Genomic DNA, 20,425 nt, shown 5'->3' on the forward strand with positions numbered 1-20,425 from the left:
ACTGGATCGGGAGTTAACTGACTTGCTATTCCGCTCCGTCGGAGTCGCCTCCTTCCGGTGTGGCGGATCGGGCCCGAACCGTCCGATATCGCGCCCGAAGCCGCTCGAAGAGCGCTCGTCCGGTCCCCGTCCGGAGACGGGACTCCGTCGTCGCGAAGAACTCCTCGAGCGCGTCGTACTCCGCGAACGCCTCGGGCTTTCCGTCCGCAGGATCGTACCGGTCCTCGCGCTCGTAGAGGACCGCCTGGAGGCAGGTGTCGAGCAGGTCGCACTCCTTGACGAGGACGGCCTCGGGCGTCTCGCGCGCCTCGTACGCCTCCCACGCGTCCCGGACGTCGTCGGGGAGCGGCCCCGCGAGGTCGACCATCGCGGCGCGTTCGGTCGCCTCCTTGCTCGCGTGGTCGACTCGATCGGCCGTCGAGTCCGCGCGCGTCGCCACGTCGCCCGTCTCCGCCTCGGCGACGTCGTGGACGACCGCGAGCCGGAGCGCGCGGTCGAGGTCGACGCCGGGAAGGTCCTCGCGGAACCGGTCGCCGAGCGCCAAGACGAGATACGCGACGCCCCACGTGTGCGCGGCGACCGACTCCGGGGCGTCGACGCCGCGGAGCTGCCACCCGGTTCGGCCCTCGTCCTTGAGCGCGTACGCCCCGAGGATCGCGTCGATGGCGGCGTCAGTGTCGTCTGCGGCGCCAGTGTCGTCTGCGGCGTCAGTGTCGTCTACGGCGTCCGGATCTCCCGTGTCATCCGAGTCCTCCGCGTCCATCACTCACTCCGCGAGCGTCCAGGTCCCCTCGCCGACCGCCTCGATCACCTCGCGACGCTCCATCTCCGCGAGCACCTCGTCGAGTCGTCCGGGCTGGGCGACCTCCATTTCGATTCGACCGACGCCGTGGTCCGCCTCGAGGTGGTGTCGGACCGCCTCGCGGTCGAACGTCGTCGCGTCGACGCGATCCATCGCGCCCGCGATGATGTCGATCATGTCCTCGATGAAGTTCCACGGGTAGACCACCCACGTCCACGTCTCGAGCCGCTCGCCGACGAAGTCGGGGTCGAACTCGGAGGTGTCGAGCAACTGGAGCGTCGCGGTGCGGACCGTGGCCGCGTCGCGCTCCTCGACGTACTCCTCGGCGCGGCGGATCGAGCCGCCGGTGTCGGCGATGTCGTCGATGATCAACACGTCCTTGTCCTCGACGCTTCCCTCCGGCATCGGGTAGCGGATCTGCGGCTCGTCCGCCTTGTCGGCCGCGCCGACGTAGTGTTCCATCTTGAGGCTCGTCAGGTCGTCGAGACCGAGGAAGTCACAGATACAGCGACCCGCGAACCAGCCGCCTCGAGCGAGCGCGACGACGACGTCGGGTTCGAAGTCCGCGCGTTTCACCTCGTTCGAGACGTTCCGACAGAGCCCGTAGATGTACTCCCAGTTGGTCACGGTACAGTCGAAGTCGTCCGGGAGATCGCTCATACGTCGGGAGTCGCCCGCGCGAGCATAAGGGTTTGTGGAACCGCGGTCGTCCGTAGCCGTCGACCGCACGCGCCGTCCCGTCGCCGCCGTACCCTCGCGTCCGCCCGTGCCGACACGATTTAGGTGGCCCGCCCGCAACGACCCGCTAATGAGCACACGGACCGCGAGTGAGGAGCGGGCGGTCGTGATCGGGCTGGAGGTCCACGTCCAGCTCGAGACCGACACCAAGGTCTTCTGTGGCTGTTCGACGGAGCCGGCCGAGGACGAGGAGCCGAACACGCGCACCTGTCCGACCTGTCTCGGGCTGCCCGGCGCGCTGCCGGTTCTCAACGAGGCCGCCGTCGAGAGCGCGGTGAAGATCGGGAAGGCGCTCGACGCCGACATCCCCGAGACGACCACGTTCCACCGGAAGAACTACTACTACCCCGACCTGCCGAAGAACTTCCAGCTCACCCAGTACGACGCGCCGATCTGCCAGTCCGGCGAGCTCGAGGTGTCCGTCGACGGCGAGCGCCGCACCATCGGGATCACGCGCGCGCACCTCGAGGAGGACCCGGGCAGCATCCAGCACGCGGGCGGCTCCATCGAGTCGGCGACCCACACGCTCGTGAACTACAACCGCGCGGGGACGCCGCTCATGGAGGTCGTCACCGAGCCCGACTTCCGGTCGCCGGCGGAGACTCGCGCGTTCCTGGCGAAGCTCGAGGAGGTGCTCGAGTACCTCGGCGTCTTCGACGCGACGCGGGACGGAAGCCTCCGCGTCGACGCCAACGTCTCGCTCGTCGACGCCGACGAGGTGGCCGAGGACGGATCGGTCCCCGAGTCGGTCCTCGCCGACGCCAACCGCGCCGAGGTGAAGAACATCTCGAGTCACAGGGGCGCGGAGAAGGCGCTCGCCTACGAGATCACCCGCCAGCGCAACGTGCTCCGGCGCGGCCGCGAGATCGAACAGGAGACCCGCCACTGGGACGAGGCGCGCGGCGTCACCGTCTCGATGCGCTCGAAGGAGGCCGAGAAGGACTACCGCTACTTCCGGGAGGCGGACCTCCCCGCCCTGGAGGTGGCCGACTGGAAGGAACGGATCCCGATCCCCGAGCTGCCCGACGCCCGCCGCGAGCGCTTCCGCGAGGAGTACGGCCTCGACGGGGAGGCCGCCTCGAAGCTGACCTCGACGAAGGAGGTCGCCGACTTCTTCGAGGACGTCGCCGGCGAGTACGACCCCGAACTGGCGGCGACGTGGGTCGCCGACAACCTGCTCGGCGAGCTCAACTACCGCGAGCTGGATATCACGGACGTGACCGACCGCCTTGACGAGTTCAAACGACTGGTCGAGCTGGTCGACGCGGGGGAGGTGACGACGAAGAACGCCGAGGAGGTCGTCCTCCGCGAGATGCTCGACGAGGGCGACGACCCCGACGCCGTGATCGACCGCGAGGAACTCGGGAAGGCCGGGGCCGGCGAGGTCGAGACCGCGGTCGACGCCGCCATCGACGACAACCCGGAGGCGGTCGCGGACTACCACGACGGCGACGACGGCGCGATCAACTTCCTCGTCGGACAGGTGATGCAGGCCACCGGCGGGAGCGCCGACCCCGGCCAGGTCAACGGACTCCTCCGCGAGCGGCTGGACGGGTAAGCGAATGGGGACGCGAGGGGGTTCGGAGATCGACGCATGGACGTGACCGTCGACGTCGTCGGCGGCGACGAGGAGGTACACGCCGTCGACGACGACGCGACCTACGCCGACCTGATCCGCGCGGCCGGCTTCCACCCCCAGGAGGCGTCGGTCCTCGTCGACGGCGCCCCCGTCCCCGGCGACCGCCCCGTCGACGCCGACCGGGTCCGGCTGCTCCGGCTCGTCAAGGGCGGAGCGGGCGGCAGGTCGGACCGGGACGCGTGAGCGACCGTTCCCCGCCGCACGGCGTCGACGTCGAGGCCGCGACCCCCGACGACCGGATCGACGTCCTCCGCGTGCTCGACGCCGCGATGCTCGAGACCGACGCCGACGGCCTCGTCGACCGGATCGACGCCGGGGACGTTCTCGTCGCCCGCTTCGAGCGCACCGGTTCGGTCCTCGGGGCGCTGGTGGCGACCCGCCCGGAGCCGGGACGTCGCCACGTCGACGCGGTCGCGGTCAGGCGGGCGCGACGCGGCAGGGGGATCGGGTCCGCGCTCGTCGCCGGCGCGGTTCGGGCCGCCGAGTCGGACCCGGAGACCGATCGCGTCACCGCGGCGTTCGACGCGGAGTTGGCGGGGTTCTACGCGGACCTCGGGTTCGCGGTCGAGTCAGCGGGGGACGCCGGGGACGGCCGACTCTCCGGTCGACGGGAGCTCGGAGACCCGATCGACGAGACGGGCTGACTCTCACGCCGGCGAGAAGGACTGACTCTCACGCCGGCGAGAAGGACTGACTCTCACGCCGGCGGAACCGGGCGACGTCGACCGTCGTCCGGTTCCCGATCGTTTTATCCTCGGACCGGGCGGCCGATCCGCATGAACCGGCCCCGACTCGATACCGACACCGACGCGGGACTGCTCCTCCGGCGCGGGGGCGCCGTCGTCGTCGACGCGATGCTCGTCGGGCTCCTCCTCGGGCTCGCCGGGGTCGCGCTCTCGCTTCTCGCCGGCGTCGCCCCGCTCTCGGGACGATGGACCTTCCCGATCGCGTACCTCGGCTACCACGTCGCCCTCGAGGGCCTTTTCGCACGGACGCCCGGCAAGGGGCTCCTCGGGCTCGTCGTTCTCGAACGCGACGGGTCGTCGTGTGGTCCCCGGGCGGCACTCGTCCGAAACCTGCTCCGCCTCGTCGACGGCGCGGCCTTCTACCTGGTCGGAGCCGCGGTCGTCGCCCTCACCGACGGCGACCGGCGGGTCGGCGACCACGTCGCGGGGACGCGAGTCGTGCGCGACGGAGACCGAGCGGGCCGGATCGAGAGCTGAACGGGTCGAAAAGGACGGGTCGTTTCGAGGAGGCCGGCCGCCTACTGCTTCCCGAAGCGCTCGTCGAAGACGGCGACTACCCGGCGTTCGATCTCGTCGCGGATCTCCCGGACCTCCTCGATCGGGCGCTCGCCGGGGTCGTCGAGGTCCCAGTCGTCGGTGTCCACGCCCGGAAGCTCCAGCGTCGAACACCCCATCGTCGCGACGAAGTCGGACGCCGCGAGCGTCGTCTCCGAGACGTGTCGAGGGGTCCGTCCGTTCACGTCGAGGCCGACCTCCGCGAGCGCCTCGACGACCACGTCGTGGACCTCGTCGGCGGGAGCCGTCCCGCCGGTGACGATCTCGACTGCGTCCTCGAGCCCGCGTTCGGCGCGTTCGCGCTCCGCGAACGCCGTGGCCATCTGGCTGCGGCCGGCGTTCCGCACGCACATGAACGTGAGCGTCGTCGGTTCGGCGTCGCCGCCGGTCGGTTCCGTATCGTCGTCCGCGGTGTCAGTGGATGTCATGGCGTCCTCCCGGTGTCGTGCGGCGTCGGTTCGGCAGATCGGTTCGTCGCCGCCTCGGTAGATCAGTTCGTCGCCCGCTCAGTAGATCAGTTCGTCGTCGTTCTCGACCATGTACAGCGTTCGGGCGGCGATGTTGACCGCGTGGTCGCCCACGCGCTCGATGTCCCGTATCGCCAGCAGCGCGCGGGAGACGTCGTCGATCGCGGCGGCCAGCTCGTCGGCCTCCGTCTCGACGTTCCGGTCCGCTCCGGCCGCCTCGACCCGCGCGCGGTCGGCCTCGAGCAGGTCGCGGACGACCGCCTCGCTCGCCCGCCGACAGCGCTCGTCCAGGTCGTCGTCGCGAGCGGCGACCGCTCGACACGCCTCGGGATCGCTCGTCTCGTAGGCGGCAACCGCGTCGGCGACCATGTCGCCGGCGGCGTGGCCGATTTTCCGGAACTCGACCGCGGGGTGGAGTCCGCCGTCGTCGCCGCCGTAGCCGGCGAGGTTGGTCGCGAGGTCGGCGACGCGTTCGAGGTCGGTGATCACCTTGAACGAGGCCGTCACCAGCCGGAGGTCGCCCGCGACCGGCTGCTGGAGCGCGAGCAGTTGGGTACACTCCTCCTCGAGTTCGAGGTAGCGCTCGTTGACCTCGTGGTCGCCCTCGATCACGTCCTGCGCGAGGTCGCCGTCGCCGGTCTCGGCCGCCTCGATCGCGGCGTCGTACCGCTCGAGGACGAGGTCGCCCATGCCGACGACGTCCTCGCTGAGGTCCTCGAGCCACTTTTGGTAGTTCTCTCTGGGCATCTACCCGAACTTCCCCGTGATGTAGTCCTCGACGCGCTGTTCTTCGGGGTCCTCGAAGATCTTCGCCGTGTCGTCGTATTCCACGAGCTGGCCGCCCGTGAGGAACACGGCGGTCCGGTCCGAGATCCGGGCCGCCTGCTGCATGTTGTGCGTGACGATGATGACCGTGTACTCCTCGGCGAGGTCGTCGATCAGGTCCTCGATCTTCGAGGCCGCGACGGGATCGAGCGCCGAGGTGGGCTCGTCCATCAGGATCACTTCGGGGTCGGGCGCGATCGCCCGGGCGATACAGAGCCGCTGTTGTTGGCCGCCGGAGAGTTCGAGTCCGGACGAGTCGAGCTGGCCGCTCACCTCGTCCCACAGGGCCGCGCGCTTCAGCGACTCCTCGACGCGCTCGTCGACGTCGCCGTCGTACCCCTGGATCTTCAGCCCGTACGCGACGTTGTCGCGGATCGATTTGGGGAACGGGTTCGGCTTCTGGAACACGATCCCGATCTTCCGGCGTAAGGCGACCGGGTCGACGTCGTCGTCGTACACGTTCTTGCCGGCGAACTCCACGTCGCCCTCGACCCGGCAGACGTCGATCATGTCGTTCATCCGGTTGATACACCGGAGGAACGTCGACTTGCCGCAGCCCGAGGGACCGATCAGCGCCGTCACGTCGTGTTCGTTTATCTCCATCGAGACGCCGTCCAACGCCTGCTCGTTACCGTAGTAGACGTCCAGATCACGCGTCTCGATGACCGTCTCCCGGGCGTCGAGGGGAGCGTCTCGGCGGTCCTCGTCGCCGGTCTCGATCGTCGTCTGTATCTTCGGGGAAGTGCCTGATTCGCTCATTGGTTAGTGCTCACGTCCGTACTTGTTCCGGATAACGATTGCCGTCGCGTTCATCAACAGCATCAGTATCAGCAACACGACGGCTGCCGCCGGCACGACGCCGTGCCGGAATTCCGGCTTCGCGTTCGCCGACGCGGCGAATATCTGAAGCGGCAGTGCCGTCGCGCTGGAGAACAACCCGCTCGGCGGACTGTACTTCGTCGTGGCGACCGCGATGATGACGAGCGGTGCGGTCTCGCCGATCGCTCGTGCCAGCGCGAGGATCGTCCCGGTGAGGGTGCCGGGGATCGCCTCGGGCAGGACGACCTCGCGGAGCGTCTGCCACCGGCTCGCGCCCATTCCGTACGATCCCTGTCGGAGGGCGTCGGGGACGGCCCGCAGCGCCTCCTGCGTCGAGACGATGACGATGGGGAGGATGAGCAGGCCGAGAGTTCCCGCCGCGGAGAAGACGATCCCGGTACCGAACCCGAGCGTCCTCCGGAACAGCGCGAGCCCGAGCAGTCCGTACACGACGGAGGGGACGCCGGCCAGATTCGAGATGTTGATCTCCAAGAGCGTCGCGAGCCGTCCGCGAAGCCCGGAGTCCGGCGCGTACTCCTCCAGGTATATCGCCGCGCCGATCCCGACCGGGAACGCGAGGACCGCCATGAACCCGACGATAATGATCGATCCGACGATCTGTGGGTAGACGCCCGCGTTGTTCGCTCTCAACCCGTCCCACGACTCTAAGAGCAGGGTCGGCGTGAGGAACGTGTCCGGGTTCTGGATTCCGAACTGCCCGACGACAGCGGCGCCGAGCAACGTGCCGCCCAAGAGGACGAACGGTCCAGCAACGCCGACACGACCCTCCGGGTCCGTTCGAACCGACCGCCAGAGGACGTATCCAGTGGGAACGACGAACGCCGAGAAGAGGACGACCGGAAACGCCGCGTTGGTCCCGGTGACGATCGACGCCACGGCGACGGCGAGACCACCGACGATAACGCTCCCCCCGGCGACGACGCCGGAACGGCGACCGCGACGGGAAGCGGTCAAGGTTCCGATGAGGAGTGCAGCCGGAACGGTGACGAGGCCGAAGTACATGATCCACTCCGCGGCGATCCCGATCGGCCCACGGACGACGTCGTACAGCAACGCCGCGACGGCGAGACCGACGACGATCGACGCGGGGATGGCCGGTCCGGTAAACGTTCTGTCGTCCGTCGTCCGGTCGTACGCGACGACGATCGCCGGCGGAAGCGACGTGAAGAAGACGTACGTGAACACGTCGTACGGGCTGAGCGAATCGACGACGGCGTAGGTGACGAAGCTCAACAGGAGCCCGCCGAACACCGCCGCGAACGCCTTCGCGTTCGTCTCCCGAACTGCCGGTCTCCGACGGGCGTACAGCGTGAACGCGGCCGTCGGTGCTACGAGGGTGCCGAGGTAGACGAGGAACCACGTCGGTGACGCGCTCCCCGGCTGGAACGCGTCGATCGAGATCTGCGCGAACAACGCGAGCAGCGAGACGATCCCGACGAGCGTCGCCGCGACGAGCGCGACCTCGAAGAGCCGTCCCTTCAGGTGTTGAAGCCGGAGTGCCGTGCTTCGTCCGAGTCCGTCGCTGGTACTCTCTTCCGTTGCCATGTCAGTACTCCTCCCGGAATCGCCGTCTGACCAGTTCGGCGAAGACGTTCATCGTCAGCGTGATCGCGAACAGCGTCATCCCGAGCGCGAACATCGCCTCGTAGGTGGGGCCGGTACCGAGGGAGTCCGCGTTGGCGATCTGGACCATCGCCGCCGTGATGGTCTGTCCCGATTCAGCGAGGTTCCGGAAGAGGTCCGGGAAGTACGGCATCTGCGGGCTCATTCCCATCGCCATCGTGACCGCCATCGTCTCGCCGATCGCCCGGGAGATCGCGAGCACGTACGACGCGACGATGCCGGAGGTCGCCGACGGAACGACGATCTTCGTCGAGACGTCGAACTTCGTCGAGCCAAGCCCGTACCCGCCCTGCCGGAGGCTGTCCGGGACCGCGCTCAGCGCGTCCTCGCTGATCGACGACACCATCGGGATGATCATGATCCCGACGACGATGCTCGCCGACAACGCGTTGAACGTCCGGAGCGACGGAAACACACCCTTGAACGCCGGCGTGATGTACACGAGCGCCATATAGCCGTAGATGACGGTCGGCACGCCGGCGAGGATCTCCAGGGACGGTTTCAGTATCGATCGGGCCTTGTCGCTCGCGTACTCGCTGAGGTAGACCGCCGCCGCCAAGCCGATCGGCAGCGCGATCACGGCCGAACAGACGGTGACGATGAGCGTCCCGCTGATGAGCGGGAGCACGCCGTAGTTCTGCGCGATGACGGGGCTCCAGCTCGTTCCGGTGAAGTACGCGATCGGCGAGATCTGCGACCAGAACGAGAGGGCGCGTCCCGACAGTGCCAGGATGATTCCGACGGTCACGACGATCGTCAGGACGGCACAGGCCGCGATCAACCGGCCGTAGAGTCGCTCTTTGCGGACGACGAACCCGCTGCGCTGGAGCGACGCCGTCTCGTTTGATTCGCTACTCATGGTGGCCCATAGATTTGGTCAGGGTAACGTTCCTATTGATTATTGCGTTAGTAGAGCGGGATCGGCCCTACTATCGCGTCGAGATCGGCTCGTATTCGTATTCGCCGGCGGCCGCCGCCTCGAGGTTCTCGAGGTTGGCGTCGACCATGTCCTGATTGCTCGGGACGTAGCCGATGTCCTCGGCGATGTACTCCTCGTCCGCCTCGTTGACGTAGTACTCGAGGAACGCCTGGAGGTGGTTCTTCTCCTGGATCATGTCCATGTTACCGTAGAAGAACAGCGGCCGGGCCAGCGGGTAGTTTCCGCTCGCCGCACCTTCGAGGCTCGGTTCGACGGGGTCGCCGCCGTCCACGCTGAGGCTGAGTGCCTTGACCGAGTCCGGGTTGTTCACGTAGTACGCGAAGGGGAGGTACCCGAGCGCGTGGACGTTCCCCTGAACGCCCTGTGCGATCAGGTCGTCCTCCTCGGTCCCCTCGAAGTCCTCGCGGATCGGCTGGTCCGCTTCCGTCTCGCCGATGACCGTCTCGGTGAAGTAGTCGTAGGTGCCCGACGTGCTCGCCGGCCCGTAGAGGTCGAACGGCTCGTCCGGCCAGTCCGAGTTGACGTCGGACCACCGCTCGGGCGCGGTGTCCGGCGACCAGATGGTCTGGAGGTCCTCCAGCGAGATCGAGTCGATGAAGTCGGCGTCGTTGTTGACGACGACGGTGAGCGCGTCCCGCGCGACGAAGAACTCGACCGGCTCGATGCCGTTGTCGCGGCAGCGCTGGATCTCGTCCTCGCTGATGGGACGGCTCGCGTTGTTGATGTCGCTGTCGCCGGGGATGAACACGTTCTCGAACCCGCCGCCGCTGCCGTCCCGAGAGAGGTTGAAGTCCACTTCCGGGTTCTGTTCGGCGAACGAACGCGTCACCTCCTGGGCGACCGGGTAGACGGTACTACTTCCCGAGATGCGGATGTCTCCGGATATCGAGCCAGATCCGCCGTCACCGGACCCGTCATCGCCGGAGCCACCGTCGTCGGACCCGCCGTCACCGGACCCGTCATCGCCCCCGTTTCCGCCGCTATCGGACGTACAACCCGCGAGCGCCAGCGCACCGGCACCGGCGAGCGCCGCGAGCGATCTCCGTCGGGTAATACCCTCCGTCTCCAGGTTCTGGCTGGGTGCCATCACCGGATCGTGGACGAAGACCACGTAAATACCATGCTATGAGGAATATACGAGGGGGCGTAGTGACCGATAGCACTATACAGAACTACATATACTATATAGTACTGGTTAGAGAGCAGGTTCGTGCTCGGATCGAAGACCGGTCGGAGCGAAAACCGATCTGGAATATATAGCCATATGATGTCCTCTACCGGACGATATACGGCTCATATAATCGGTTATGGTTGATGACCGTATCTCACCGGATATGGCGACGATCGACCCCACGGACGGACCCGATTCCGCCATCGGCGAGAGACTACGTAGCGCCGAGTCCGTCCTGCGTGCCGCCCGTGACGCGCTCCGCGTCGAGCGCCGGCGAACCGTCGACGAACGGGAGGCCTTCGAGGCGTTCCGGTCGCGTCTTCGAAGGATCGACGCGGCGGCGACGCCGACGGCGAGATCGGGAGCCGGAACGGGATCGATGAGGATGACGGAAACGACGGCGGATCGCCCGCGGTTTCGAGGACGAACGGGGAGTACCGGTCCCGGCCTCGTCGCGGTCCGGAACGCCTACCGGGAGACGGTCATGTCGGTCCCGCACTACGAGGAGGAGTACAACGACACCTACGAACGCAGCCTCGCGGAGGAGTTCGGCCCGGAGCTCGCGGTCGCGCTCACTCGCAAGCCGACGCTTCACGAGCGGTATCGCTCGTCGCTTTTGGCGAGGACGACCGAGGCGATCGAGCGCCGCGAGGAGCTCGTCGACGTCGTCGAGTCGGAGTCGGCGTCGATCGCCCGCGCTCGCGAGGACCTCTCGCCGATCGTCGAGGAGGTCACGACGTTCGCACGCCACGACTTCGGTGCCGAGCGGTTCGGTGCGCTCGACGCGTACCGCGCGCGGTTGAACGTCCTCGACGGAACGTGTGACGAGATCGCGGCCCGCAGACAGCGGGAGCGCATGGACGGGGAGCGGTCGACGAACGTCGGCGAGGTCGTCTCCGACGTCCAGGCGTATCTCTACCGGGACCTGCCGGTCACGTATCCCGTCCTCGCGGCCGTCGCCGCGGTCGGCGGTCGGATCGAGTCGGTCCGGATCGACGTCGAGCGGGAGATGATATATGCCGACTCGTACGACGACCCCGACGACGGATCAACGAACGACGACTGACCGCGGGCGGCGGAGCCGGCTCACTCGTCGACGTGTTCCGCGAGGAGCCGCTCGGCGTGTGCCGCCGAATCCGCGGTCTCCCACCGGACGCGGGTCGCGTCCGGTTCGTAGGTGAGCGCCTCCTTCAGCTCGTCGCGGAGGACGCCCGTTCCGAACCGCACGGTTTCTCTCCCGTCGTCGCCGAGCTCGTAGAGCCCGTAGCGGGCCGGAGCGCTCCCGACGGTCGATCGATCGAGGTCGCGCCAGGGTTTCGCGAGACTCACGGTCGGATCCCTCTCAGCGGTGCGCGTCGAGCCCCTCCTCGGGGCCGGAGACGATCTCGTAGCTCTCCTCCGTCCAGCCGTCCTCGACGAACACGAACACGCGGCCGCCGGCGACCTCGGGATCGGCGATCACCCGGTTGCGCTGTCCGTCTCGGCCGACGATCACGCCGGGGAACACCTCGTCGGTCTCGCCGGACTCGACGACGACGCGGCCGACTCCCGAGTCGCGGAGGATATCCTCGCCGGTGTTGTAATCGTTCACGTACGTCATCACGCCCTCGGTCTCGGTCGGGTCGGTGACGAGCACGTGCGTCTCCTTGCCCGGTCCCGCGGTGACCGTCCCTTCCGCGGCCTCGGGGATCCCACGGTACAGCGTGGTTCGGCCGTCGAGGTACTCGATCACGACTCCCTCCTCGCGGAGGTCGACGCCGATCGAGGTCGGCGGGACGTCGCCGGGTGCGGATGCGGACATACCGCCCGCTCCGACCGCCGACGTGAAAAGGACCGCGCTCGCGGGAGCGTCGACGCGGGTCCCGGTCCGTCGGGCCCGTCCCGACAGGCTCGCCGCGACCGCTAACCCTTTGAGGGCCCTCGGCGCGAGTGCGTGTATGGAGGGACGGGCGGCCGCGCTCGGCGCCGGAACCGTGTTGAACGCCCTGGCGACGGGGACGGGAGCGGCCTTCGGGCTCGACGTCGAGACGCGCGCGACGGTCGAGCTCGACCCCGACAGCGACGCCGTCGAGGGAGCGATCGCGGAGGACCCCGACGGCGACACCGCGCTGATCGAACGCTGTGTCGCGCTCGCGACCGAGCGGTGGGGCGACGGCGAGGGCGGATCCGTGCGGACCGATAGCGACGTTCCCTTGGCGGCGGGCCTCAAGAGCTCCAGTGCGGCGGCCAACGCGACCGTCCTCGCGACCTGTGACGCGCTCGGCCTCTCCGTCGGCGACGCCGACGACCCCGTCGACGCCGACGACTCCGCGGTCGACGTGACCCGGCTGGACGCCTGTCGGCTCGGCGTCCGAGCGGCACGGGAGGCCGGCGTCACCGTCACCGGCGCGTTCGACGACGCGTCCGCCTCGATGCTCGGCGGCGTCTGTCTCACCGACAACGGCGAGGACCGCCTCCGCGCCCGCGACCCGGTCGACTGGGACGTCCTCGTCTGGACGCCCCCCGAGCGGGCCTACAGCGCCGACGCCGACGTCGAGCGCTGTGGCGCGGTCGCGCCGATGGCCGACCTCGTCGACGACCTGGCCGCTGACGGACGCTACACGGAGGCGATGACCGTCAACGGGCTCGCCTTCTCGGCCGCGCTCGGATTCGATACCGACCCCGCGGTCGAGGCGATGCCCCGCGCGTCGGGGGTGTCGCTCTCGGGGACCGGACCGAGCGTCGTCGCCGTCGCTGACGCCGCCGACCCCGACGCCGACCTCGACGCGCTCACGGACCTGTGGGCCGACCGGGCGGGAACCCTTCGACGGACGACGACGCGGAACGACGGCGCGTACATCGGTGATTCACCATGAGTACTGACACATCCGACCCCGAAGAGATGAGCCTCGACGAACTCCGCCGGGAGATCGAGGACATCGACCACGAGATCGTCGAACTGATCGCCCGCCGGACGTACGTCGCCGACACGGTCGCGCAGGTGAAAGAGAAGCGGGACCTCCCGACCACCGACGAGTCACAGGAGGCCCGCGTGATGGACCGGGCCGGCGAGAACGCCGAACAGTTCGACGTCGACGTCAACCTCGTGAAGGCGATCTTCAGGCTCCTGATCGAGTTGAACAAGGCGGAGCAACGGGAGAGTCGGTAGCGGTCTCAAGTCGGTTTTATGGGGGTCTCTATCTCCCGATTAGTGATTCGAAAATCGGTCTGAGGAGTTCGCCGCGTTCCGTCGGGGTCGATGAGCAGCCGGGAGATCGGTGACTCAATTCAGCCCGAGACTCAGTTTCAGTGCCTCGTCCACCTCGGCCATCGTTGGCTCGCTTAGACTCCCGAGAATCGAGTGGATCCGTTTTTCGATAGAGACGACGCGAATCTGGTCGAGGCGAACTGAGGAGTCCTTCTCGAACGGTGACCCGTCCGCTTCGACCAGCACCTCGAACGGGTAGCCTCGGTGCGTACCTGTCACCGGAGCAACGACGGTCGTACTGGAGTTGCGATTTCCGATATCGTTTTGCACGACCACCGCAGGTCGAGTCTTCTTCATCTCGTGGCCTTCGGCAGGGTCGAGACGAACGACTACGACATCGCCCCGTCGCACGTCCCTATCGTCACCCATCGAGAGTTTCCCACGCTTCGTCGGACGTTTCGTCCCACTCCTCGGCGAGTTCCTCTGCGCTTTCGGACGCTTCCCGGTAGGCGGTAGCCAGTTTGTCGTCGTCCGGGCGGTCGGACTCCACCTCGACGACAGCGACGGTTACACGCTTGTTTGCGTACTCGGTACCGAGATAGACTCGGCCTCGGTCGTCCGTCTCGTTCGTTTTGAGGTCTGTTGCATCCACTTTCATGGACATACGGTACGGACCCACCGCTGATATGTGTTGCCCACTATTACCCACAACGTCCGGCGGAGATTGCGGTATGTATTATACAGTACCGAGGAAGCCGACCTGTATCCCGGCAACCGCTTGAAACAGGACGGCTACTATTTCCCCAAGGAGATCGCGAAGTGCGATGATTCGAGTGGCGATCGGGCCACTCAGCTTCACCACACATGGTCAGATCGGCGCACGCACTTCTTCCATAGCCTCGCGAAACATATCGTTGAGCGGTGTGTTGAGAACGAAGTGGGCCGGATCAACGTCGGTGATCTCGAAGGCGTCCGTGAAGACGAGACCGGCGACGCAAAGAACTGGGGCCGTCATGGGAATCTCGACTTGCACGGCTGGGCGTTCGACCGGTTCACGTCGACCTCAAGTACAAAGCAAAAGTAGAGGGGATCGAAGTCGTGGAAGTGTCTGAGCGTGACACGAGTAAGACGTGTTGCGTGTGTGGGAGAGAAGACGAGAGTCAGCGTGTTGAGCGCGGGTTGTACGTGTGCGATGAGTGTGACGCAGCGTTCAACGCGGACGTAAATGGGGCGGAGAACATCCGTCTCGACATGAATCAAAGTAACTCCGAGTCTTCGGCCAGTTTGGTTGAAGATAGGAGTACCGGCTGGTTGGCACAGCCCGGAGTCTACCTTCATGACCTGTCTAGCGGATTCCAACCGCAGGCACAAGTGGTAGACTGCAAACCCTAATATCCCAACCCAGCGGTACGGTACCGTGGGATTCCCGCGTCTTCAGGCGCGAGAGGATGTCAACTCAAGGGTCTTTCCGTCGATCCCGTCCAGTGGGAACGACCTGACTACGCCGACGCCGACGCGGTCGCTTCGAGGTCGGAGCCGTCACGTCGTTACTTCGCGGTCGGCGTCACGTCGCCGACGGCGTCCATGACCTGGATCGCGGCGCTGGCGGCCAACCCGCGAGCGACCTCGTCGGCGTCGGAGTCGGCGATGCCGGCCTCGAGCTCGTCGAGGTCCGGCGTGAACCCCGCAGTGACCGGATGGCCGGCCGGCGGGTTGACGGCGACGGTCGCCTGGGGGCCGTCGGTTCCGACAGAGAGCTCCGAGCCGACCGCGTAGCCGTCCGGGAGATACGATTCGGTACGGGAGACGATCCCCGCCACCGTCCGCCTGAGTCGCCGTTCCTGTTCCGGGGAGAGGTCGACCGGCGCGGGTTCGCCCGCGTCGGTCACGCCCGGCGGTCCGGCGTACGGGTTGTTGCCGTTCATCGAAGACACCCGGTGTACGCGGACCCGACTCAAAAAGGCGTCGGCGACGGCGATCGCTCTCCATCGGCGACGAGCGGCCGCCTCGACGTCAACGAAGCCCGTTCACGGAGCCAGCACGCGCCACAGTACGCCCGGTCGCAGGAGCGAGGTCGGTTCCCGCTCCAGTCGGAACACGCGGTAGTAGGCGTCGGTCACTCGGCCGTCGTCGTGCGCGGTCGAGACGAGTCGGTCGACGTACCGGTTGAACAGGTCGGTTCCGGCGGGTTTCGGGCCCGTCGTCGCCTCGAACTCGAAGTCGGAGCCGACGGCGACGTTCCAGACCGCGTCGACGACGTCCGCCGCGCGGTCGAAGAAGCGTGGTCCGAGGTCGTCGAGCCCGCCCGACGCCAGCGCGTGATGGAGCAACAGGGCGTCCAGCGCCGCCACCGACATCCCCTGGCCGTATATGGGGTTGAAACTCGCGATCGCGTCGCCGGTGACGACCAACCCGTCGGGGAAACGGTCCAGTCGGTCGTAGTGTCGCCGGACGCTCGCGGGGAACGGGTAGTGGTGGATCCCCTCGCTCGTCCACTCGCGGTCGCGGACGAGCTCCGCCACTTCGTCCACCGGGAAGGCCTCGGCGAACGCGACGAGTCCCTCCCGGTCGGTCGGCGCGTCGTCGCCGTGGACGCCCTGGAGGATCACCTCCCACCGGTCGCCCTCGATCGGGATCGCGGCGGCGCCCCGCGTCCGCGGCGGGTCCGGCGGGACGACGAGCGCGTGACGGACCGACTCCGGGCGCGCCACCCGGATCGTGCTGTAGGTCACGTCGATCTCGACGGACGACTCCGCCGGCGGGTCGTATCCCTCCGCCTCGAGCCACGAGGGAGTCCGGCTCGTGCGACCGGTCGCGTCGACGACGAGGTCCGCCTCCAGCGTCGCCGACGTGCCGTCCTCGTCGCGAAACTCGACGCCCGTCACGTTCCCGTCGGCGTCGGTCCGGTAGGTCGTGAACGCACGGTTTCCACGCTGGCTCACCGAGGGGGTCCGATCGAGCCCCTGCCGGATCGCATGCTCGAACAGCGCGCGGCTCGCACAGTACATCGGAAGCCGCTCGGGACCGTCCGCGAGGAAGTCCCCCCCGTCGAAGTATCGCATCTCCCGGGCGGCGTCGATCAGGAGTCCGTCGCCACCGAGGACCCGCTCACCGAACCCCGGGAACAGGTCCTCGATGGTCGCCCGTCCCGCCTCCAGCATGGCGTGAGGGTGGCTGGTCTGTGGAGCGCCGTCCCGGGGGCGCGGCGTCTCCGGGATCGTATCGCGCTCGATGAGGACGACCTCCCCGAACGCGTCCGCCAGCACGCGAGCCGCACACAGCCCGGCCACGCTCCCCCCGACGACGACCGCCCGGTCCCCGAGCGTCGAGGTTCGGTCCGGGTCGTACCGGTCCACGTTCTCGAGTACCATGGATCGCGTCGGAACCGAGTAACGACTCGATCCAAATCAACCTTGGCGATCCTTGAGAGCCTTGACGCCCACGTGTCGGGGCGGTGCCGACGCGGACGCATAACGGGGTCTCGTCGACGCCTACAGCGCCGGTTCCGACTCGCCGTACGCCGCGATCACGACCGCCGTGGTGTATCGTTCGGGTTCAGCCGTCGCGGTTTCGACGTGGATCTCCCGCTCGGCGAGTTCCCAGTCTCGAAGCGACGATCCGGCGTCCAGCCCGGCGTGGATCCGGTCGCGGACGGCATCCGCGTTCTCGCCGGTCACCTCGTAGAAGATCCCCGGCCCGGGACCGGTCGCCCAGCCGAGTCCGGCGGCGACGTCCGGCCGCCGTCGGGGTGCGCGCTTGTCGGCGGCGTCCTCCGCGCCCGAGCGCCCGCCCTCGCGGAAGTCGACCTCGTCGCTCGGTCCGACCGTCCGACGCGCCTCCACGACGGTGAGCGCGTTCCCCGCGGGACCGAGGTCCGGGACCGCCTCGACCGACCGAACCGTCGCCTCCGCGGGGATCACCGAGGAGACGGCGACGAGGTTGTAGTTGTGGAGGTTCGCGTCCGCGAGCGCGGCGTCGTAGGAGGCCATCGCCGTGTCGGCGACGCCGACGCCGCCGGCGACGTGGATGGTGTTCATCGGCGAGAGGTCGACGGCGCGGGGGGTAAGGGGTTACGGACCGGCCGGCAGGCCGCGAGCGACACCGGGCGAGCCGCGAGGCTGGGGAGACGTGAGGTGCGGGTCCGTGCAGGTGGGTGGGATTCAAAGGGGCAGTCGCGAGTCGTAGGCGACGCAAGCACCGCAACGAGGGAGCTAGCGACCGAGTGAGGAGCACAGCGAGCGTACGACCGCCTCGCGACTGGGGCTTTGGAAGTGGCGTTCGCGGCGATCCAACTGATGATCTCGGATGACTGAGCGGCCGAGTCTTTTAACCCGTTCACCGCGCTGACGTGTCCCCGCTCCTGCAGTCGAGCGAGCGACGTCCAGAAAACGGTGTCCGCGACAATGACGACGCGGTCCGGTCAGTACTGGTAGTGGATGACCTGTTCGTCGGTTCCTTCGACGTCCTGGAGCTTCTCTCCGGCCCGCTCGAAGTCGGACTGGACCACCTCGGTGCGGCCCTCGCGGATCGCGAACATCCCCGCCTCGGTCGCCATCGAGGCGATGTCCGCGCCGCTGTATCCCTCCAGGTCGCTCGCGATCCTGCCGACGTCGACGTCGTCGTCGACGTTCATCTCCTGGGTGTGGATCTCGAGGATCCGCTCGCGTCCCTCGGCGTCGGGCTCGGGCACCTCGATGAGCCGGTCGAATCGGCCGGGACGCAGGATCGCCTCGTCGAGCATGTCGAAGCGGTTGGTGGCGGCGATGATGCGGATCTCCCCGCGCTCGTCGAAGCCGTCCATCTCCGAGAGCAACTGCATCATCGTGCGCTGGACCTCGGCGTCGCCGCTCGTCTTCGAGTCCGTCCGCTTGGAGGCGACGGCGTCGATCTCGTCGATGAAGATCACCGCGGGCTCGCGGTCGGCCGCGAGCTCGAAGAGGTCACGGACGAGCCGGGATCCCTCCCCGATGAACTTCCGAACCAGCTCGGAGCCGGCCATCTTGATGAACGTGGCGTCGGACTCGTTGGCGACCGCCTTCGCCAGCATCGTCTTGCCGGTCCCCGGCGGGCCGTGAAGGAGGACGCCGCTCGGCGGCTCGACGCCGACGGCCTCGAACTGCTCGGGGTTCTCGAGGGGGTCCTCGACGGCCTCACGCACCTCGCGGATCTGCTCGTCGATCCCGCCGATGTCGGCGTACTCGACGTCGGGCGACTCCGTGACCTCCATCGCCTGCGCTCTGGAGTCGGTCTCGTCGTCGAGCACCTGCTGGATCGCGAAGGAGTCGTTGATCGCGACCCGGTCTCCGGGACGGAGGTCGGCCTCGAGCCGAGTGGCCGTCTGGGTCAGCACCTCCTGGTTGTTGCCGTGCTGTTTGATGACGACGCCGTCCTCGGTGAGCTCCTCGACGGAGGCGATGTACAGAGAGGAGGTCTTCAACACCTCGTTTTCGCGTTTCAACTCGTCGACGTCGGCTTTGAGGTCGCCCCGCCGTCCCTGCGCGTCCTCGAGGCGGTCCTCGAGTTCGTCGTTCACGTGGACGATCCGTCGGTAGTGTTGCCGGATCGCCTCGAGCCGTTCCGCCTCGCTCATCTCCGGATCGAGCTCGAGACGGGGGCGGTCCGGCAGTGAGGGGCTATGAGACATTCGTTGTCCCCGATACGGCACGCGCGTAAATGTGCCTTTGGGTCACGGCGCTTCGACGACCGCGCCGGGAGGGTTTTCCCGCCTCGGTTCGAGACTCCGACCCGACTCCGGACCCGGAGCTGGATTATCCGTTTTGATACCCACCCGACAGATTTTATACCGCCATGGTCCGTACGGCCGGGCATGAGCGGACGAACCGTTTCACAGCGCGCCGCGTCGACGGGTACGGAGCGAGACCACCTCGACGCACCCGTTCGGCCATGACCGACGGCTCGCCCTCCGATCCCGACGGATCGTCCCCTGCCCGATCGTCTTCGGACGGCTCATCTCCGGACGGCTCGACTCCGACCGTCCTCGCCGTCGACGACGAGCCCGATCTGGCCGAGCTGTGCCGCGTCTACCTCGACGGACGCTACGACGTCCGGATCGCCACGAGCGGCGAGACCGCCCTCGAGGAGATTGACGACGACGTCGACGTGGTCCTCCTCGACCGGCGGATGCCGGACCTCTCCGGTCACGAGGTGCTCTCCGAGATCCGGTCGGCGGGGTACGACGCGCGGGTCGCGATGTTGACCGCGGTCGAGCCCGACGTCGACATCGTCGACATGCCGTTCGACGACTACAAGACCAAACCCGTCACCCGCGAGGGCCTCATCGCGCTCGTCGAGGTGCTCCTCGAGCGTGCCGCCTTCGACGAACGGAGCCAGCAGTTCTTCGCGCTCGCCTCGAAGAAGGCGGCGCTCGAGGCCTCGGGGACGACGGACACGGAGGAGTACGACGAGCTCGTCGAGCGGATGGAGGCGGTTCGAACGGAGGTCGACGAGACGCTCGACCGCCTCTCGGTGGAGGACGCCTTCGCCGAGATATCGACGAACGTCTCCTGAGAGGTCGACCGAGCGTCTTCCCGTCCGACGCCGTTCGCGTTCGTCGGCGCTACTCGATCTCGAGGTCGCTCCCGTCGCTTCCGCCGTCGCCGGCGTCCTCGTCCCACTCGAGTTCGAACTCGACGCTCAACTCGCCGGGGCCGTCCGCCGGTCCCTCCCGTTCCGCTTTCACCTCGAACGTCGGCCGAACGGGCGGCTCCATCGTCACCGACTGCTCGCCCCGCGTGAGCGTGATCGCGTTGCCGGCGTCGAGCGAGTCGGCGACGGTTCGGAGATACGAGGCGATCTCCTCGCGGCTCCGACGGCTCTCCGATTCGAAGAGGACTTCCTCGGGCATACGCCCACATAGACGGCGGCGGGTGAT

25 protein-coding genes and 1 pseudogene are annotated in these 20,425 nt (G+C 67.7%); 9 read left to right on the forward strand and 17 right to left on the reverse strand.

Annotated elements, in window-relative coordinates:
- Positions 1 to 25: 25 nt before the first annotated feature.
- Positions 26 to 763: an HD family hydrolase gene (locus OKW78_RS07325; protein ID WP_281194530.1), complete on the reverse strand. Its 738-nt coding sequence runs from the start codon at positions 761 to 763 to the stop codon at positions 26 to 28.
- Positions 764 to 766: 3 nt separating this feature from the next.
- Positions 767 to 1,462, reverse strand: a complete 696-nt coding sequence (locus tag OKW78_RS07330; RefSeq protein WP_281194531.1) for a phosphoribosyltransferase — start codon at positions 1,460 to 1,462, stop codon at positions 767 to 769.
- Between the two features lie 148 nt (positions 1,463 to 1,610).
- Between OKW78_RS07330 and gatB the strand changes: the two genes are divergently transcribed.
- The 4 genes from gatB to OKW78_RS07350 all read left to right on the forward strand — a co-directional run bounded on the left by gatB (position 1,611) and on the right by OKW78_RS07350 (position 4,402).
- Positions 1,611 to 3,098: an Asp-tRNA(Asn)/Glu-tRNA(Gln) amidotransferase subunit GatB gene (gene gatB, locus OKW78_RS07335; protein ID WP_281194532.1), complete on the forward strand. Its 1,488-nt coding sequence runs from the start codon at positions 1,611 to 1,613 to the stop codon at positions 3,096 to 3,098.
- A gap of 36 nt (positions 3,099 to 3,134) precedes the next feature.
- Positions 3,135 to 3,362 carry a ubiquitin-like small modifier protein 2 gene (locus OKW78_RS07340; protein WP_281194533.1) on the forward strand — a complete coding sequence of 76 codons (228 nt, stop codon included), beginning with the start codon at positions 3,135 to 3,137 and terminating at the stop codon, positions 3,360 to 3,362.
- Positions 3,359 to 3,823 carry a GNAT family N-acetyltransferase gene (locus OKW78_RS07345; protein ID WP_281194534.1) on the forward strand — a complete coding sequence of 155 codons (465 nt, stop codon included), beginning with the start codon at positions 3,359 to 3,361 and terminating at the stop codon, positions 3,821 to 3,823. Before OKW78_RS07340 ends, OKW78_RS07345 begins: the two co-directional genes overlap by 4 nt.
- Before the next feature lie 132 nt (positions 3,824 to 3,955).
- Entirely contained in the window at positions 3,956 to 4,402 is a 447-nt protein-coding gene (locus tag OKW78_RS07350) for an RDD family protein (protein WP_281194535.1), read from the forward strand.
- A gap of 41 nt (positions 4,403 to 4,443) precedes the next feature.
- On the opposite strand, the gene OKW78_RS07355 is transcribed toward OKW78_RS07350, so the two are convergent.
- From OKW78_RS07355 to OKW78_RS07380, 6 genes are all read right to left on the reverse strand, one after another.
- A complete protein-coding gene (locus OKW78_RS07355) occupies positions 4,444 to 4,908 on the reverse strand; it encodes a low molecular weight phosphatase family protein (RefSeq protein ID WP_281194536.1) in 465 nt (154 codons plus the stop codon).
- A 78-nt stretch (positions 4,909 to 4,986) separates the two neighbouring features.
- A complete protein-coding gene (gene phoU / locus OKW78_RS07360; RefSeq protein WP_281194537.1) occupies positions 4,987 to 5,694 on the reverse strand; it encodes a phosphate signaling complex protein PhoU in 708 nt (235 codons plus the stop codon).
- On the reverse strand, positions 5,695 to 6,531 hold the full coding sequence (gene pstB, locus OKW78_RS07365; protein ID WP_281194538.1) for a phosphate ABC transporter ATP-binding protein PstB: 837 nt from the start codon (positions 6,529 to 6,531) through the stop codon (positions 5,695 to 5,697).
- A 3-nt stretch (positions 6,532 to 6,534) separates the two neighbouring features.
- The gene (pstA, locus tag OKW78_RS07370; RefSeq protein WP_281194539.1) at positions 6,535 to 8,157 is read right to left on the reverse strand and encodes a phosphate ABC transporter permease PstA; all 1,623 of its coding nucleotides are present in this window, start codon (positions 8,155 to 8,157) and stop codon (positions 6,535 to 6,537) included.
- Between the two features lies 1 nt (position 8,158).
- Entirely contained in the window at positions 8,159 to 9,094 is a 936-nt protein-coding gene (pstC, locus tag OKW78_RS07375; RefSeq protein ID WP_281194540.1) for a phosphate ABC transporter permease subunit PstC, read from the reverse strand.
- Between the two features lie 70 nt (positions 9,095 to 9,164).
- Positions 9,165 to 10,262 (reverse strand): PstS family phosphate ABC transporter substrate-binding protein, encoded by a 1,098-nt coding sequence (locus tag OKW78_RS07380; protein WP_281194541.1) that lies wholly within the window; start codon positions 10,260 to 10,262, stop codon positions 9,165 to 9,167.
- A gap of 247 nt (positions 10,263 to 10,509) precedes the next feature.
- On the opposite strand from OKW78_RS07380, the gene OKW78_RS07385 reads away from it, so the two are divergent.
- Positions 10,510 to 11,412, forward strand: a complete 903-nt coding sequence (locus tag OKW78_RS07385) for a hypothetical protein (RefSeq protein ID WP_281194542.1) — start codon at positions 10,510 to 10,512, stop codon at positions 11,410 to 11,412.
- A 20-nt stretch (positions 11,413 to 11,432) separates the two neighbouring features.
- Here the strand turns inward: OKW78_RS07385 and OKW78_RS07390 are convergent, their stop codons facing one another.
- On the reverse strand, positions 11,433 to 11,675 hold the full coding sequence (locus tag OKW78_RS07390; protein WP_281194543.1) for a hypothetical protein: 243 nt from the start codon (positions 11,673 to 11,675) through the stop codon (positions 11,433 to 11,435).
- Between the two features lie 13 nt (positions 11,676 to 11,688).
- Positions 11,689 to 12,147: a DUF5796 family protein gene (locus OKW78_RS07395; RefSeq protein WP_281194544.1), complete on the reverse strand. Its 459-nt coding sequence runs from the start codon at positions 12,145 to 12,147 to the stop codon at positions 11,689 to 11,691.
- Positions 12,148 to 12,283: 136 nt separating this feature from the next.
- Between OKW78_RS07395 and OKW78_RS07400 the strand changes: the two genes are divergently transcribed.
- Both OKW78_RS07400 and OKW78_RS07405 read left to right on the forward strand, forming a co-directional pair.
- Positions 12,284 to 13,201 carry a shikimate kinase gene (locus OKW78_RS07400; RefSeq protein WP_281194545.1) on the forward strand — a complete coding sequence of 306 codons (918 nt, stop codon included), beginning with the start codon at positions 12,284 to 12,286 and terminating at the stop codon, positions 13,199 to 13,201.
- Positions 13,198 to 13,494: a chorismate mutase gene (locus OKW78_RS07405; protein ID WP_142985739.1), complete on the forward strand. Its 297-nt coding sequence runs from the start codon at positions 13,198 to 13,200 to the stop codon at positions 13,492 to 13,494. The genes OKW78_RS07400 and OKW78_RS07405 overlap by 4 nt, the downstream gene beginning before the upstream one ends.
- Positions 13,495 to 13,608: 114 nt before the next feature.
- Here OKW78_RS07405 and OKW78_RS07410 read toward each other — a convergent pair whose 3' ends face one another.
- Together OKW78_RS07410 and OKW78_RS07415 are read right to left on the reverse strand one after the other, a co-directional pair.
- Complete coding sequence (locus OKW78_RS07410; RefSeq protein WP_281194546.1) at positions 13,609 to 13,962, reverse strand: type II toxin-antitoxin system PemK/MazF family toxin; 354 nt, start codon at positions 13,960 to 13,962, stop codon at positions 13,609 to 13,611.
- Entirely contained in the window at positions 13,955 to 14,191 is a 237-nt protein-coding gene (locus OKW78_RS07415; RefSeq protein ID WP_281194547.1) for a hypothetical protein, read from the reverse strand. Before OKW78_RS07415 ends, OKW78_RS07410 begins: the two co-directional genes overlap by 8 nt.
- Before the next feature lie 81 nt (positions 14,192 to 14,272).
- Here OKW78_RS07415 and OKW78_RS07420 point away from each other — a divergent pair.
- Positions 14,273 to 14,925: pseudogene (locus OKW78_RS07420) on the forward strand (RNA-guided endonuclease TnpB family protein); the annotation flags it as partial.
- A gap of 155 nt (positions 14,926 to 15,080) precedes the next feature.
- On the opposite strand, the gene OKW78_RS07425 reads toward OKW78_RS07420, so the two are convergent.
- The 4 genes from OKW78_RS07425 to OKW78_RS07440 all read right to left on the reverse strand — a co-directional run bounded on the left by OKW78_RS07425 (position 15,081) and on the right by OKW78_RS07440 (position 19,177).
- Positions 15,081 to 15,458 carry a DUF5811 family protein gene (locus OKW78_RS07425; protein WP_094534549.1) on the reverse strand — a complete coding sequence of 126 codons (378 nt, stop codon included), beginning with the start codon at positions 15,456 to 15,458 and terminating at the stop codon, positions 15,081 to 15,083.
- Between the two features lie 102 nt (positions 15,459 to 15,560).
- Positions 15,561 to 16,904 (reverse strand): NAD(P)/FAD-dependent oxidoreductase, encoded by a 1,344-nt coding sequence (locus tag OKW78_RS07430; protein ID WP_281194548.1) that lies wholly within the window; start codon positions 16,902 to 16,904, stop codon positions 15,561 to 15,563.
- 120 nt (positions 16,905 to 17,024) lie between these two features.
- Positions 17,025 to 17,570, reverse strand: a complete 546-nt coding sequence (locus OKW78_RS07435; protein WP_281194549.1) for a pyruvoyl-dependent arginine decarboxylase — start codon at positions 17,568 to 17,570, stop codon at positions 17,025 to 17,027.
- Positions 17,571 to 17,953: 383 nt separating this feature from the next.
- Positions 17,954 to 19,177 carry a proteasome-activating nucleotidase gene (locus OKW78_RS07440; RefSeq protein ID WP_281194550.1) on the reverse strand — a complete coding sequence of 408 codons (1,224 nt, stop codon included), beginning with the start codon at positions 19,175 to 19,177 and terminating at the stop codon, positions 17,954 to 17,956.
- A gap of 260 nt (positions 19,178 to 19,437) precedes the next feature.
- On the opposite strand from OKW78_RS07440, the gene OKW78_RS07445 reads away from it, so the two are divergent.
- The gene (locus OKW78_RS07445; RefSeq protein WP_281194551.1) at positions 19,438 to 20,061 is read left to right on the forward strand and encodes a response regulator; all 624 of its coding nucleotides are present in this window, start codon (positions 19,438 to 19,440) and stop codon (positions 20,059 to 20,061) included.
- A gap of 49 nt (positions 20,062 to 20,110) precedes the next feature.
- Here OKW78_RS07445 and OKW78_RS07450 read toward each other — a convergent pair whose 3' ends face one another.
- Positions 20,111 to 20,398 (reverse strand): amphi-Trp domain-containing protein, encoded by a 288-nt coding sequence (locus tag OKW78_RS07450; RefSeq protein ID WP_281194552.1) that lies wholly within the window; start codon positions 20,396 to 20,398, stop codon positions 20,111 to 20,113.
- Positions 20,399 to 20,425 lie beyond the last annotated feature (27 nt).

Origin of the sequence: Halorubrum sp. F4 (genome assembly GCF_027257195.1) — an archaeon.
Lineage (GTDB): Archaea > Halobacteriota > Halobacteria > Halobacteriales > Haloferacaceae > Halorubrum.

Excerpts from the sequence above, each read along its gene's own strand:
- OKW78_RS07325 (WP_281194530.1), bottom strand. The coding sequence starts at position 763 with ATGGACGCGGAGGACTCGGATGACACGGGAGATCCGGACGCCGTAGAC.
- OKW78_RS07330 (WP_281194531.1), bottom strand. The coding sequence starts at position 1,462 with ATGAGCGATCTCCCGGACGACTTCGACTGTACCGTGACCAACTGGGAG.
- gatB (WP_281194532.1), top strand. The coding sequence starts at position 1,611 with ATGAGCACACGGACCGCGAGTGAGGAGCGGGCGGTCGTGATCGGGCTG.
- OKW78_RS07340 (WP_281194533.1), top strand. The coding sequence starts at position 3,135 with ATGGACGTGACCGTCGACGTCGTCGGCGGCGACGAGGAGGTACACGCC.
- OKW78_RS07350 (WP_281194535.1), top strand. The coding sequence starts at position 3,956 with ATGAACCGGCCCCGACTCGATACCGACACCGACGCGGGACTGCTCCTC.
- OKW78_RS07355 (WP_281194536.1), bottom strand. The coding sequence starts at position 4,908 with ATGACATCCACTGACACCGCGGACGACGATACGGAACCGACCGGCGGC.
- phoU (WP_281194537.1), bottom strand. The coding sequence starts at position 5,694 with ATGCCCAGAGAGAACTACCAAAAGTGGCTCGAGGACCTCAGCGAGGAC.
- pstB (WP_281194538.1), bottom strand. The coding sequence starts at position 6,531 with ATGAGCGAATCAGGCACTTCCCCGAAGATACAGACGACGATCGAGACC.
- pstA (WP_281194539.1), bottom strand. The coding sequence starts at position 8,157 with ATGGCAACGGAAGAGAGTACCAGCGACGGACTCGGACGAAGCACGGCA.
- pstC (WP_281194540.1), bottom strand. The coding sequence starts at position 9,094 with ATGAGTAGCGAATCAAACGAGACGGCGTCGCTCCAGCGCAGCGGGTTC.
- OKW78_RS07380 (WP_281194541.1), bottom strand. The coding sequence starts at position 10,262 with ATGGCACCCAGCCAGAACCTGGAGACGGAGGGTATTACCCGACGGAGA.
- OKW78_RS07385 (WP_281194542.1), top strand. The coding sequence starts at position 10,510 with ATGGCGACGATCGACCCCACGGACGGACCCGATTCCGCCATCGGCGAG.
- OKW78_RS07395 (WP_281194544.1), bottom strand. The coding sequence starts at position 12,147 with ATGTCCGCATCCGCACCCGGCGACGTCCCGCCGACCTCGATCGGCGTC.
- OKW78_RS07400 (WP_281194545.1), top strand. The coding sequence starts at position 12,284 with ATGGAGGGACGGGCGGCCGCGCTCGGCGCCGGAACCGTGTTGAACGCC.
- OKW78_RS07405 (WP_142985739.1), top strand. The coding sequence starts at position 13,198 with ATGAGTACTGACACATCCGACCCCGAAGAGATGAGCCTCGACGAACTC.
- OKW78_RS07410 (WP_281194546.1), bottom strand. The coding sequence starts at position 13,962 with ATGGGTGACGATAGGGACGTGCGACGGGGCGATGTCGTAGTCGTTCGT.
- OKW78_RS07415 (WP_281194547.1), bottom strand. The coding sequence starts at position 14,191 with ATGAAAGTGGATGCAACAGACCTCAAAACGAACGAGACGGACGACCGA.
- OKW78_RS07425 (WP_094534549.1), bottom strand. The coding sequence starts at position 15,458 with ATGAACGGCAACAACCCGTACGCCGGACCGCCGGGCGTGACCGACGCG.
- OKW78_RS07430 (WP_281194548.1), bottom strand. The coding sequence starts at position 16,904 with ATGGTACTCGAGAACGTGGACCGGTACGACCCGGACCGAACCTCGACG.
- OKW78_RS07435 (WP_281194549.1), bottom strand. The coding sequence starts at position 17,570 with ATGAACACCATCCACGTCGCCGGCGGCGTCGGCGTCGCCGACACGGCG.
- OKW78_RS07440 (WP_281194550.1), bottom strand. The coding sequence starts at position 19,177 with ATGTCTCATAGCCCCTCACTGCCGGACCGCCCCCGTCTCGAGCTCGAT.
- OKW78_RS07445 (WP_281194551.1), top strand. The coding sequence starts at position 19,438 with ATGACCGACGGCTCGCCCTCCGATCCCGACGGATCGTCCCCTGCCCGA.
- OKW78_RS07450 (WP_281194552.1), bottom strand. The coding sequence starts at position 20,398 with ATGCCCGAGGAAGTCCTCTTCGAATCGGAGAGCCGTCGGAGCCGCGAG.